Annotated in this window: 2 protein-coding genes; both read left to right on the forward strand. The window is 40.8% G+C overall.

The features are described from left to right. The first annotated feature begins 200 nt into the window (after positions 1–200). On the forward strand, positions 201–7,193 hold the full coding sequence (locus HT717_RS06620) for a SpGH101 family endo-alpha-N-acetylgalactosaminidase (protein ID WP_080982928.1): 6,993 nt from the start codon (positions 201–203) through the stop codon (positions 7,191–7,193). Between the two features lie 154 nt (positions 7,194–7,347). Beyond that, positions 7,348–15,648, forward strand: a complete 8,301-nt coding sequence (locus tag HT717_RS06625; protein ID WP_173304757.1) for an SIALI-17 repeat-containing surface protein — start codon at positions 7,348–7,350, stop codon at positions 15,646–15,648. The last annotated feature ends 209 nt before the right edge of the window (positions 15,649–15,857 follow it).

Consider the following 15,857-nt stretch of genomic DNA (forward strand, 5'->3'; position numbering starts at 1 on the left):
TTTAATTTTACTAGGATTGAAAGAAAAAATTAGTCATTTCCTATCTTTTCTATTGCTTTATTGGATATCATTTGTTATATTAAAAGTGTAATTATTTTTTATTTAATGACGTAAGTGTTGCACTTTTTAGACAGAAAGGAGTATTTTTTTGAACAGCGAATGTAAACGCTTACGGATAAAATGAAAGGATTTAAGACTTAATGTACAAAGGATTGTTTGAAAAACGTTGTAAATATAGTATTCGAAAATTTTCATTAGGGGTTGCTTCTGTCATGATTGGTGCAGCTTTCTTTGGAACTAGCACTGTTCTAGCAGATTCTGCTCAGGCTGGTTCTACAGCAAATATGCCAGCAGATTTGGCTGCAGCTCTTGCTAATGCTAAAGAGGACGGTGGGCGCGACTTTGAAGCACCAAAACCTGGTGAAGACCAAGGTTCTCCTGAAGTAACTGAAGGCCCAAAGACTGAAGAAGAATTGCTGGCAAAAGAAAAAGAAACTGCAACAAGCTCAGCAGTTTCAGATACTCTTCCTGAAGAACTACGTGGAAAACTTGATAAGGCTGAAGAAAATGGGCACACTGCCTCAAAAGAAGAACTAGAAAAAGAAGATAAAAGCCTAGTCCCAGAAGATGTTGCTAAAACAAAAAATGGGGTATTAAACTACGGTGCGACTGTCGAAATTAAAAGTGCTGCAGGGCTTGGTAGTGGTATCGTTATTGGGGAAAATCTCGTTTTATCTGTTTCTCATAACTTTATCAAAGATGTTCCAGATGGTAATAATCGTAAGGTAGCTGATAATGTTGAGAGTGATGGAGATGTCTATACAGTTTCTTACAAAGGGGCACCGGACGTCAAATTCAGTAAGAATGATGTGAAACACTGGGATCGTGAAGGGTTCCTCAAAGGATATAAAAATGATCTGGCAATTGTTAAGCTTCGTACACCTCTTGCAAATGCACCTGTTGAAGTGACTGAGAAGCCTGCAACAACTAAGGTAGGAGATAAGGTTCATGTATTTGGATATCCAAAAGGAGAGCTTGATCCAATTTTGAATACTACCGTTGAGGATATTAATAATCACGGAGAAGGTGTTCATGGAATTAGCTATCAAGGAAGTGAACCAGGTGCCAGTGGTGGCGGTATTTTCGATGAAAATGGGAAATTGATTGGTATCCACCAAAATGGTGTCTCTGGTAAACGTAGTGGTGGTATACTCTTCTCACCTGCTCAGCTAGAATGGATTCAAAACTATATCAAGGGTATTGAAACAACGAAACCAGCTGGTCTAGATGCTCTCGATAAACAAGTGGAAAGCAAGGAAGAAAAACCAAAAGAGGACAAACCTCAAGAAGAAAAACCAGCTGACAATAAGCCGGCAGAAAACAAACCAGCAGAAAACAAACCAGCAGAAACTAAACCTGCTGAAAACAAGCCAGCAGAAAACAAACCAGCAGAAAATAAACCATCAGAAACTAAACCGAGTGAATCAAAAGAAGTCACTCCAGAATGGAAAACAGTTGAAAAGAAAGAACAACAGGGAACAGTAACTGTCCGTGAAGAAAAAGGAGTTCGTTACAACCAACTAGCTTCAACTGCCCAAAATGACAATGGTAAAAAACCAGCCTTGTTCGAAAAAGATGGTTTGACAGTTGATGCTGATGGAAATGCTACAGTTGATTTGACCTTTAAAGAAGAATCTGAAACAGGTAAGTCTCGCTTCGGTGTCTTCATGAAATTTAAAGACACAGATAACAACGTTTTTGTAGGATATGACCAAGGTGGATGGTTCTGGGAATACAAGACAAGTGGAAGTGGACTTTGGTACCAAGGTAATCGTGTTGCAGCTCCTGTTAATGGCTCAACCAACCACTTGACGATTAGTCTCAAATCAGATGGACAACTGAATGCAACTAATAATGATGTGAAACTTTTTGACACAGTGACCTTGCCATCTGCAGTAAATGACAAACTAAAAGATGAAAAGAAAATTGTTCTTAAAGCTGGAACCTACAATAGTAGTGAAAGAACAATTGTCAATGTCAAAACTGACAACCAAGAAGGAGTTAAAACAGATCAAGAATCCACTAAAAAAGAAAAGGGCGATACAGTAGATGATAGCAATGTAAAATACGACACTATTCAATCCACAGTATTGAAAGCAGTTATCGACCAAGCCTTCCCACGTGTGAAAGAATATGTTCTAAATGGGAACAAGCTCTCAGGACAAGTGCAACCAATTAATCAAGTGGTGATTAACAAGCACGCTGTGACTCCTGAAGTTACCTATAAAAAGGTCAATGCAACGACTGCTGAATATGAGATGAAACTCCGTGATGAGAAAAATCTCATCAATGCGGATATGACTGTTCGTTTGCAAGTAGTGGATAACCAACTTCACTTTGATGTGACTAAGATTGTCAACCATAACCAGGTAACACCAGGACAGAAGATTGATGATGAACGTAAATTACTTTCTTCAATCAGCTTCCTAGGAAATGCCTTGGTATCTGTTTCCAGTGACCAAGCAGGAGCTAAGTTTGATGGGGCAACCATGTCAAACAATACTCACGTCAGTGGTGATGACCATATCGAAGTAACAAATCCAATGAAAGAATTAGCCAAAGGCTATATGTACGGATTTGTTTCAACAGATAAGCTTGCAGCAGGTGTATGGAGCAACTCACAAAACAGCTACGGTGGTGGTTCTTACGACTGGACACGTTTGACAGCTTACAAGAATACGATTGGCAATGCTAACTACGTGGAAATTCATAGCTCTGAATGGCAATGGGAAAAAGCCCACAATGGAGTTGTCTTCCCAGAATATACAAAGGAACTTCCAAGTGCAAAAGTTGTTATCACTGAAGATGCCAATGCTGATAATAAAGTAGACTGGCAAGATGGTGCAATCGCATACCGTAGCATCATGAACAATCCTCAAGGCTGGGAAAAAGTTAAAGACATTACAGCTTACCGTATCGCTATGAACTTTGGTTCACAAGCGCAAAACCCATTCCTCATGACCTTGGATGGTATCAAGAAGATTAACCTTCATACAGATGGTCTTGGTCAAGGTGTACTTCTCAAGGGATACGGAAGTGAAGGACATGACTCTGGACACTTGAACTATGCAGACATCGGTAAACGTATCGGTGGTGTTGAAGACTTTAAGACTCTTATTGAGAAAGCTAAGAAATATGGTGCCCACCTCGGTATCCACGTAAATGCTTCAGAAACCTATCCAGAGTCTAAATACTTTAATGAAGATATTCTTCGTAAAAATGCAGATGGCAGCTACAGCTATGGTTGGAACTGGCTTGACCAAGGTATCAATATTGATGCTGGTTATGACCTCGCTCATGGGCGTCTAGCTCGTTGGGAAGAGTTGAAGAAAGAGTTGGGTGAAGGCCTAGACTTCATCTACGTCGACGTTTGGGGTAACGGTCAATCAGGTGACAACGGTGCCTGGGCAACTCACGTTATTGCGAAAGAAATTAACAAACAAGGTTGGCGCTTTGCTATTGAGTGGGGCCATGGTGGTGAATATGATTCTACCTTCCAACACTGGGCAGCTGACTTGACCTACGGTGGCTATACAAATAAAGGTATTAACAGTGCCATCACTCGCTTTATCCGTAACCACCAAAAAGATTCTTGGGTTGGTGACTACAGAAGTTATGGTGGTGCAGCTGACTACCCACTTCTAGGCGGTTATAGCATGAAGGACTTTGAAGGATGGCAAGGACGTAGTGACTATAACGGTTATGTAACAAACTTGTTTGCTCATGACGTTATGACTAAGTACTTCCAACACTTTACAGTCAGCAAATGGGAAGATGGCAAACCAGTAACCATGACTGACAATGGTAGTACCTATAAATGGACTCCAGAAATGAAAGTCGAATTGGTTGATGCTGCAAATAACAAGGTTGTGGTAACTCGTAAATCCAATGATGTCAACAGTCCACAATATCGTGAACGTACAGTAACGCTCAACGGACGTGTCATCCAAGACGGTTCAGCTTACTTGACTCCTTGGAACTGGGATGCAAATGGTAATAAGCTTGAAAGTACCAAGGAAAAAATGTACTACTTCAATACTGAAGCAGGTGCAACAACTTGGACACTTCCTAGCGACTGGGCAAATGGTAAGGTTTACCTTTATAAACTAACTGACCAAGGTAAGACTGAGGAAAAAGAAGTTGCCGTGAAAGACGGTAAGATTACCCTTGATCTTACTGCAAATCAGCCATATGTTCTCTATCGTTCTAAACAAACAAATCCAGAAATGTCATGGAGTGAAGGAATGCACATCTATGACCAAGGATTTAACAGTGAATCTTTGGATCATTGGAAGATTTCAGGAGATGCTTCTAAGGCTGAAATCGTGAAGTCTAAAGGTGCAAACCAAATGCTCCGCATCCAAGGTAATAAAGAAAAAGTTAGTCTCACTCAAAAATTGACTGGCTTGAAGCCAAATACTAAATACGCAGTCTATGTCGGTGTAGACAACCGTAGTAATGCTAAAGCAAGTATTACTGTTAATACTGGTGAAAAAGAAGTAACCAACTACACCAACAAGTCACTAGCACTTAACTATGTAAAAGCCTATGCTCACAATACTCGTCGAAGCAATGCAACAGTTGATAACACAAGTTACTTCCAAAACATGTATGCATTCTTCACAACAGGTTCAGATGTATCAAATGTAACCTTGACCTTGAGTCGTGAAGCAGGCAATGAAGCAACTTACTTCGATGAAATTCGTACCTTTGAAAATGAATCAAACATGTATGGTGATGGTCACGACACTGCAACAGGTGTCTTCAAACAAGACTTTGAAAATGTCGGTCAAGGTATCTTCCCATTTGTCATCGGTGGTATCGAAGGCGTTGAAGACAACCGTACTCACTTGTCTGAAAAACATGGTCCATATACACAACGTGATTGGAATGGCAAGAAAGTTGATGACGTTATCGAAGGAAATTGGTCACTCAAGACAAATGGTCTCGTAAGTCGTCGAAACTTGGTTTACCAAACAATTCCACAAAACTTCCGCTTTGAAGCAGGCAAGACCTACCGTATTACATTTGACTATGAAGCTGGTTCTGACAACACTTATGCCTTTGTAGTTGGTAAGGGAGAATTCCAATCTGGTCAAACGAGCAATATGGAAGTGCATGAATTGCCAAATACTTGGACAGATTCTAAGAAAGCGAAACGTGCAACCTTCCTAGTAACAGGTGCAGAAACTGGCGATACATGGGTAGGTATCTACTCTACAGGCCATGCAAGTAACACTCGCGGAGACTCTGGTGGTAATGCGAACTTCCGTGGCTACAATGACTTCATCATGGATAGACTTCAAATTGAAGAAATTGTTTTGACAGGTAAGATGATGGCAGAAAATGCTGTCAAGAACTATCTTCCAACTGTTGCTATGACCAACTACACCAAAGAAACAATGGATGCTTTGAAAGAGGCTGTCTTTAACCTTAGTCAAGCAGACGATGATATTAGTGTAGAAGAAGCTAAAGCAGAGATTGCTAAGGTCAATGCTCTTAAAGATGCTTTAGTGATGAAGAAAACAGCTCTAGTGGCGGATGACTTTGCAAGCCTAAGTGCTCCTGCTCAGGCTGGTGAAGGTCTTGCAAATGCCTTTGATGGCAACGTGTCAAGTCTATGGCATACATCATGGAGCGGAGGAGATGTTGGTAAACCTGCAACTATGGTCTTGAAGGAACCAACTGAAATTACTGGCTTCCGTTATGTTCCACGTGGTTCAGGATCAAATGGTAACTTGAGAGATGTCACTCTTGTTGTTACTGATGAAACAGGTAAGGAACATACTTTCAATGCAACCAATTGGGCTAACAATAATAAACCAAAAGATATTGACTTTGGTAAGACTATCAAGGCTAAAAAGATTGTTCTAACTGGAACAAGAACCTACGGTGATACAGAAAACCAATATCAATCAGCTGCGGAATTGATATTCGCTCGTCCACAGGTTGTTGAAACTGGTCTTGATACTACAGCCTATGAAGCAGCCTTGGCTAAAGCTCAGAAATTGACTGATAAGAGCAATCAAGAAGAAGTTGCAAGTGTTGTTGCCAGCATGAAATTTGCAACAGATAACCATCTCTTAACAAATAGAATGATTAAATACTTTGCAGATTATCTTGATCAATTGAAAGACCAAACACCTACTCCAGCTCCAGAACCGAAACCTGAAACTCCAACATCAAGCAAGGGTGACCAAGTAGCACCAGTCGTTGAAACTCCGGAATTCACAGGTGGTGTAAACGGTGGAGAATCAGCTATCCATGAAGTTCCAGAGTATACAGAACCAATCGGTACAGCAGGAGATGAAGTGGCTGTAAAAGAGGTTCCAGAGTTCACTGGAAGTGTAAATGCGGTAGAATCAGCTGTACATGAAGTTCCAGAGTATACAGGTGTAATAGGAACAGCAGGTGACCAAGTAGCACCTACGGTAGACAAGCCAACTGAGGATGTTCGTATCCTATCAGATAAGGCTACAGGAGTTGTAGTTGCAGGGTTATCAAGAGATTTGACAAAGGATATGCACCTTCAAGTTCAAAAAGTAAGAGACCAAAGTCTACAAGGTATGGAATTTGATGCTTATGCTCTTCATTTGGTAGATAAGGATAATCATAAAGTTCAGCCGAAAGGTGCAGTCCTTGTTAGATTACCGGTTTCTGGTGAAGTGGCCGGGGTATACTATACTGCATCAGGTGAGGCAGTAAACTTTACAAATGGTCAGGGAACAATTGAATTCACAACTAGTCAACTAGGACATTATGCTGTTGTTTATAAACAAGTTTCTAAACAAGAGTCACCATTAACTGAAGAACCTGGAACTAAGGAGCAGACTCCATCAACTGAAGAACCTGGAGGAAATCCACAGACTCCATCAACTGAAGAAGTTGGAGGTAAGGCACAAACTCCATCGACAGATCAATTCAATCGGAAGCAGCAGGATCCAGCAGTACAGGCATTTGAATATCAATCGGTTGATGGCTCTAAACCAGGAATGAAGATAGAAGAAGCAAAAGAAGAAATGAAGGATAAACTTCCAGAAACTGGTACTAGCCAGTCAGATAAGCTCTTCTTCCTTGCCAGCCTCAGTCTAGCAATGTCTGCTCTATTTCTTGCAAAGAGAAAAGAAGATTAGAATATACAAGAGTTTTCATTAAAAGGGAGCTCAAACTCTCTGCTTGTTCTAGTGGAGAAAAAAGAATACCCAGAGAGGACCTCTAGGTCCTCTCTTTTTCTAAAGGAAATGAGAACGTTTACGATTGTGAGCGTATGAAAGGAAATAGGAAAAAATGGGAAAACATTTTTTTGAGAAACGGTGTCATTATAGTATTCGTAAATTTACGATTGGTGCAGCTTCTGTTATGATTGGTGCCAGTATCTTTGGTGCTGGCATGGTTCAAGCAGCTGAAACAGAAGGACCTGCTGAGACAGAAGGAACAATAACACAGGCTCATCCTCTGGATAAACTGCCAGCAGATATAGCAGCAGCAATTGAAAAAGCAGAAACTGCTACTACGACGGAGGATACTGAAATTCAACCAAGTGAGACAGAAAGTCAGCCTGAAAATACTGGAGAAACAGTTACAAAACCAACTGAAACTCCTGCTCCTAAGGAAGAAACAACTCCAAAACCAGCAGAAACTCCCAAAGAAGAAGTAGCTCCAGCAGCTAAACCTGCTGAAAAGCCAGTGGCCAAAGATTTGGTCGAAACTCCAGATGTCAATCATTTAGAAAAAGCTTCTGCTACAGCATCAAACCATGAAGCAAATACACAGTACACAGCAGAAAAGGCAATTGACGGAAAACCTGATACTCGCTGGGCTACTGATCAAAATGTTGAAAAACCAACCATCGAATTTACACTTGAAAAGACAACAGTGATTAAGCATGTGGAGATTGATTGGGATCGCCGTGTTCGTGGTGAAAAAAATGATCCAAATATCAAGTCATGGAATCTTTATTACGCTGGCCAGGATGATGTGAATGGATCAGGAGTTAAAGAATGGAAGTTAGCTTATCAAAGAACAGGCACTCCACTTCTTGATGAAAAAGTTGATTTGAAAGAGGCTATTCAAGCCAAGTACCTTAAACTTGAAATCACAGATTACCAAGCTGGTACTATGAACTGGAAAAATGTTGGTATTCAAGAAATTCGTGCCTATTCAAACATTCCGGATGCAAGCAAACCAACAGATATTCGTCAGGTGACAGAACTAGAAGTTGCTAAAGATGGAAAATCACTTGTTTTACCTAAATTACCAGGTCAAGTAAGCTTAATTGGTAGCAACAAACAGGGTGTTGTTGATCTCAATAACAAAATCTACAAACCTTTAACAGATCAAACTGTTAAGGTCATGGTCCAACAAGTCAAAGATACTCATACCTTCACAAAAGAATTTGAAGTTCTTATTAAAGGCTTGCATGCAGACGAAGGCGTTGGAACTAAACCAGCAGTTGCTCCAGCAGTTCAACAATGGTATGGAACTGAAGGAAAAACTTCTATTACATCATCTACTGTTATTTCAGTCGGAGATTCTGGATTTGGTCAAGAAGCCAAATTCTATCAGACTGACCTTGAAAGTCGTGGCTTAGAAATTGCAACAGGCAATCAGACAGCTCAAAAACGAATTGAATTTAAGAAGGTTGAAGACAAGGGATATGGCAAGGAAGGCTATGGTATCACTGTAAAAGATGGTGTTATCACTGTAGAAGCTGCAACAAATGCAGGTGCCTTTTATGCTACACGTACACTTCTTCAAATGGGAGAAAAAGATCTACAGAACGGTGAGATCCGTGACTTCCCAAGCTTCAGCCACCGTGGCTTTATGCTAGACACAGGTCGTAAGTTTATCCCTTATGATACGCTTGTAGACATCATGCTAAACATGGCCTACTACAAGATGAATGACTTGCAGTTGCACTTGAATGATAACTATATCTTCCTAAAAGAGCACTTGGCAGGTAAGAACTTAAGTCCAGAAGAAGAACTGAAGTATGTTCTAGAGCATGCCAAGACAGGCTTCCGTGTGGAGACAGATATTGTTGGTAAGGATGGCCAAAAATTAACATCAGATGAGCACTATACCAAGGAAGAAATGCAAGAAATCATCAAGTTAGCAAAAGCTTTGCATATCAACCTTGTTCCTGAAATTGACACACCAGGTCACGCCCTTTCATTCGTTAAAGTTCGTCCAGACTTGATGTACAAGGGTCAACTTAGTGCGAGAAAACACAATGTAGAACGTGTAGCTATGTTGGACTTGGATAACAAGTACGAAGAAACACTTGCTTTTGTTAAATCAGTCTATGATAAACTTCTTGATGGTCCAGATGCACCCCTTCATGGCGTTTCTACCGTTCATATCGGTACAGATGAGTATTATGGAAGTCCAGAAAGCTATCGTCGCTATGTCAATGACCTCATCAAGTATATCAAAGGAAAAGGTTATACACCACGTATTTGGGGATCACTCAGCGCCAAACAAGGAAAAACGCCAGTTGATTGGAAAGATGTAGAAGTGGATATCTGGAGCCTTGGATGGCAACGTCCAGCAGCTGCAATTGCTCAAGGTGCCAAGATTATCAATATCACAGATGTTCCAACCTATAGTGTCCCAAGTGGTAGCAATAGTCAAGCTGCTTATGGAGATTATGCTAACTATGAAACTCAGTACAACCGTTGGGCACCAAATGACTTCTCAACAGGTGGTGGCCCACGTCTAGAAGCTTCTAATCCTAATATCATTGGTGGTGGTCATGCGGTTTGGAATGATAATATTGACCTCCATGAAACTGGACTTACTTCTTATGATATCTTTAAACGTTTCTTCAAGAGTATGCAGTCTACTGCAGAACGCACTTGGGGTTCAGACCGTGCAGCTAAGACCTATGCAGACCGTATTCAACCAGCAAGTGTCTATGCACCACAATCTAATCCAGATAAGACCGTAGCTGAAGAAGATTTGTTTAAGATCAATCCTGATACTGTTAAAGATTACCTTGCTAAGAAAGTGAAGACAAGTGAAAAAGGATTGAATTTCGATAAAGACAGTACAATCGAAGGTCTAGTTGGTGACGCAGGACCAAGTCATGTCCTGAAAATGGATGTTACTGTAACTGGTGACGGTGAACAGACCTTCTCAACAAGTGGCAATAATCAACTTTATCTTGCAGATAAGGATGGCTACCTTGCCTATACTTTTGAGCAATTCCATATTCAATTCAACAAGAAACTTGAAAAGAACAAACGTTATCAAATCTCTGTTGTAACGAAACCACAATCTACAGAAGTTTATGTAGATGGTGAAAAGGTTGAACGTATTGCAAATCCAGCTAATCCTCGTTTTGCTCATAATAGCTTGGTTCTACCACTTGAAACGATCGGTGGTTTCAAAGGAATCTTGCATAGTGCTGAGTTGTCAAATGAACCATTTGTAAATCCACGTTTGATTCCAAATAATCATTTTACAGTTTCTGCAACTAGTCAAGAATTACCAGGTACCAATGCAGAAGGTCCAGTAGAAAAAGCCTTCGACAATGATCCAAACACCTTCTGGCATTCAAAATGGTCTGGACATCAAGCACCATTCACAGTTGCTATGAACTTGAAAGCAAGTGAAAAAGTCAATGGTTTGACTTATCTTCCACGTCCAGGTGGTGGTAATGGTGTCGTGACATCTTACGAAATCTATGCTCAAAAAGATGGTCAGATGGTTAAAGTTGCTTCAGGAACTTGGGAAAACAATGCCAAAGAGAAAACAGTTAACTTTGATGCAGTTGAAACGGATAAGGTAGAGTTAAAAGTTCTAGCAGGTGTTGCAGGATTTGGTAGTGCTGCAGAAATTCAACTTCTGAAACCAGTTTCTACTACCAATGCAGAAGAGCCAGTTAGTCCAGAGAAACCTGTGACTCCAGAAAAACCTAAAGTTGAAGAAGTAAGCGACGGGACAACTGAACTTGCTGATAAATTTGTAGCTAGCAAGCCAACAAGTGATGAGGCAGTTGCTGCAGCATCGAAAAGTCAAGATTACCTTAAGAAAGAGTACAAGGTCTTCCCAACGCCACAAAAAGTAACTTACGATGAAGGTGTTACAAAACTCCATAAACAAGTCAATCTTGTTATGGGGGATAATTTGGATATCTATACTCGTAACCGCTTGAAGAGTGTTTTACAAGATCATCAAATCTCATACACAAGCAGTCAATCAGCAGTGGCAGGTGCTACCAACATCTACCTTGGTGTTCATGGTCAAAATTCCCAAGCTGAAAAAGAAGTGTCTGGAATTTCTCAAGGACTCTTTGATAAGATTGATGCCTATGCCTTGTCAATCAAGAACAATACAATCTCTATCGTCGGTAAAGATACAGATGCTGTCTTCTACGGTTTGACAACTCTCAAACACATGCTTAATGAAAGTGAAGCTCCAGTCTTGCGTAACGTAACAGTTGAAGACTATGCTGAAATTAAGAACCGTGGCTTTATCGAAGGATACTATGGTAACCCTTGGAGCAATGCTGATCGTGCTGAGTTGATGCGTTATGGTGGTGACTTGAAGTTGACCCAATACTTCTTTGCACCAAAAGATGATCCATATCACAATAAGAAATGGCGTGAACTTTATCCAGAAGAAAAACTAGCTGAAATTCGTGAATTGGCACGTGTCGGAAACCAAAACAAGACTCGTTATGTGTGGACCATCCACCCATTCATGAATAACCGTATCCGTTTTGGCAACGATGCTGACTACCAAAAAGACCTTGAAACTATTAAAGCTAAATTCACTCAATTGATGGATGTCGGTGTTCGTGAGTTCGGTATTTTGGCCGATGATGCCCCAAGTCCAGTTGGTGGCTACAATAGCTACAACCGCTTGATGAAGGACATGACAGACTGGTTGACTGAAAAACAAGCAACTTATGGTGGCCTTCGTAAGGAAATGATCTTTGTCCCAGGTCAATATTGGGGTAATGGCCGTGAAGATGAGTTGAAAGCACTCAATGAAAATCTTCCAACTTCAACCTCTATGACCCTTACTGGTGGTAAGATCTGGGGTGAAGTATCCGAAAGCTTCCTCTCTAACCTTAAGAACAATCTGACTGCAGGTGGTAAGACCTATCGTCCAGTTTCTCTATGGGTCAATTGGCCTGTTACAGATAATTCTAAACAACACTTAATCTTAGGTGGTGGTGAGAAATTCCTTCATCCAAATGTTGATCCTAGTCTTCTTTCAGGTATCATGTTGAATCCAATGCAACAATCTGAGCCTTCTAAGATTGCCCTCTTCTCTGCAGCTCAATATGCATGGAAACAATGGAAATCAGAAGAAGAAGCTAAGAAAGTAAACGATATTGCCTTCAACTTTGTTGAAAATGGTAAGTTTACAGATAGCGAAGCATCTCTTGCCTTCCGTGAGCTTGGTAAACATATGATCAACCAAAACATGGATGGTCGTGTTGTGAAGTTGGAAGAGTCTGTTGAACTTGCACCGAAATTGGCGGCCTTCATGTCTAAGTTGAAAGCTGGTCAAGATGTTGGTGCAGAGCGTGAAGGCTTGCGTGCAGAATTTGCGAAACTAAAAGCTGCAGCTCAACTTTATAAAGCATCTGGTGATGAAAAGATGCGTGCTCAAATCCATTATTGGTTGGACAATACTATTGACCAAATGGATGCCTTGAGTGCTCTCCTTGATGGTACAGAAGCTATCGAAAAGAACGATTCTGCAAAACTTTGGGATAGTTACTACAAGGGCTTGAAACTCTACGAACAATCACAAACTTATACTTTCCATTATGTAGATCATGATGAAAAAGCTGAGTTAGGTGTTCAACACATCCGTCCATTCTTGCTTGGACTGCGTGAAATCTTGGCAACAGAAGTTCAAAAAGCCTTGCATCCAGACCAAGTTATCAGTACATTTATCACAAACCGTACAGGTGTAGAAGGCGGACTTGCTGAGGTAACTGATGGAGATTTGGGAACTCATGCATTAATCAAATCGCCAAACAGTATCAAGACTGGTGATTACATTGGTTTGAAATTTAACAAAGCTGTTCCACTCCAAAACTTGACCTTTGCAATGGGAACTCAAGCAAATCCTCGTGATACCTTTAACAATGCTAAGGTTGAGTATCTTAATGAAAATGATGAGTGGGTAACACTTTCAGAACCAAGCTACACTGGAAATGAATCTCTTATTAAATATGAAAAACTCAATATTCGTGCCAAGGCTGTTCGAATGATTGCGACTTCAGATCGTGATAATACTTGGTTTGCTGTAAGAGAGATTGCTGTTAACCGCCCTGTGGAAGTTACTCGTGCTAAACAGCCAGCTACTGTGACGATTAGTCCAAATCTTATGTACAAGTACAATACGACAGTTGGTCAGATTACAGACGGTCGTGACAATACTGAAGCCATGCTTGCGAATGCTGATCGAACTGATACAACTCCAGTAAATAGTTGGGTACAACTAGACTTAGGCGAAGTCAAACCTGTGACTAAGGTTCGTCTCCACCAAGGTTCAGGAGATAAATTAGCAGAAGGTGTTCTTGAATATTCTGCAGATGGTAACTCATGGCAAGAATTGGATCGCTTGACTGGTGAACAAACCAAAGAAATCGAAACTCCAATTTCAGCTCGCTATGTCCGTATTCGCAATACTAAGAACATCAACCTATGGTGGCGTATCGCTGACTTCTCAGTTGAAACACGTACAGGCAATAGCAAATTGACTGATACAAACGTTGAAAACTTGAAGTCAACTCCAGTTGATGATAGCCTAGGCCGTTATAATATGCAAATTCCGAGCGGAACAAAACTTCCAGCTAAGAGTTATTTGGGTATGAAACTTGATCGTCTTCACCAAGCTGAACTCATTCAAGCGGTTGGTACAGAAAATCCATCCCTCAATTTGGAATACTCTCCAAATGCTCAAGAATGGTATCCAGCTGATCAAGTGACAGATAAGTCCTTAGTACGTTATGTTCGTTTGGTCAACAAGACTGATCAAGAACAAGCAGTAACAGCAACGTCTTTACTTGTTCAGACAAAAGAAGTTCAACCAACCACACTTGATTCGACATCAATGGGCATCCATCCAACATACGGTAGAAATGATGTCCGTAAGATTAAGAACTTGGATCAATTGTTCGACGGAGTTTACAATAACTTTGTAGAGTTTTCAGACTATGCGCGTAAAGATGGTCATATCACCTTGAAGCTTGGTAGCGAACGTGCAATCAAGAAAATTAGAGCTTACATTCAAGACGGCACTCAAAACTATCTCCGTGATGGTAAGATTCAAGTCAGTCAAGATGGCAAGACTTGGACAGATCTTGTGACAGTTGGTGATGGTGTTGCCAATGAGACACGTGATGATTCCTTGACAGATGGTTGGACACATGATTCTAAGATGCCAGGAAACCGCTACATCGAGGGTGAACTTGCAAGTCCAGTTAAAGCCAATTATCTCCGTGTTCTATTTACAGCTAACTATGATGCTCGTTTTGTAGGCTTCACTGAGTTGGTTATCAATGATGGCGAATTCGTGAAACCGATTAATGATCCAACTGTTCAAGGAAACAGTGGTGAAAGCCAAGGTAACCTCTACACCAACCTCGTAGATGGTAAAGTCTTGACCAGCTACAAGGCTGAGAAAGACCAAGGTGAGCTTGTTTACCACTTGTCAGAACCGACAGATGTGAACCATATCCGACTTGTTTCAAGTCTTCCGCAAGGAGTGAAGGCTCGAGTATTGGCTCGAACTCTTAAATCAGATAAAAGAGATTCTTGGTCAGAAATAGGTGAGATTACCTCAAGCTTCCAAACATTTGCTGTCCGAGATAAATCTCCATTATTGGATGTGAAACTTGTTTGGGAAGGAGGTAAACCAGAGTTCTACGAAATGACGACATTCCACCAAGAACTTCCAGAGGAACCAGCCAAACCGGCTCCAACTACAAGTAAGGGTGACGAACCATCACCAGTAGTAGAAGTCCCAGAATTTACTGGTGGCGTAAATGGTGTCGAAGCAGCTGTTCATGAAGTTCCAGAATATACTCAAGCCATTGGAACAGCAGGTGATGATGTGGTTCCAGTAGTAGAAGGGCTAGAATTCAAAGGCGGAGTAAACGCAGTTGAGGCAGCTACCCATGAAGTTCCAGAGTATACTGAATCTATGGGAGACTCAAGCAAGCTACCATCACCAGTAGTAGAAGTCCCAGACTTCAAGGGTGGCGTAAATGGCACTGAAGCAGCTGTCCATGAAGTCCCAGAATATAAAGAAACAGCAAGCTCTCAAGCCACTCCAACAGAGGAAAACTTGAAAGATTCGGTTGATAAAGTCGATGGAGATAAGATGAGCAGTGGCAATAGTGATGTTGAAACTACTGTTGAAAAGTCCGATGAATTTGCAAGTGCATCAGTGAAAACAGATCAAGCACAAAAACAAGAACAACCACAAACATCGGTTGCTAAAGTTAAAGATCAACTTCCAGCAACAGGTGGAGAAGAATCAGCTACTTTAGCCTTGTTAGGTGGTCTTGGACTAGTTCTCTCTGCCGCTTTTGTCAAAAGAGGGAAAAAGGATTAAGAATTCGAAAAAGAGTTATTCAATAATCCTGGATAAACATTAATGTCACAATAAAACCACACAGTGATTTCAGTATTGAGCATCATCAAGCTGAAAGCAACACTGTGTGGTTTTTGAATAGTTGATAGTTTTGGACCAGATTCTTTATCCATTGTTAAGCTTCTCGTTATAGGATGCGGCCTCAATATTTTTTGTTATATTAAAATCAT

Source organism: Streptococcus sp. 959 (assembly GCF_013277075.1).
Classification (GTDB): domain Bacteria; phylum Bacillota; class Bacilli; order Lactobacillales; family Streptococcaceae; genus Streptococcus; species Streptococcus pseudopneumoniae_C.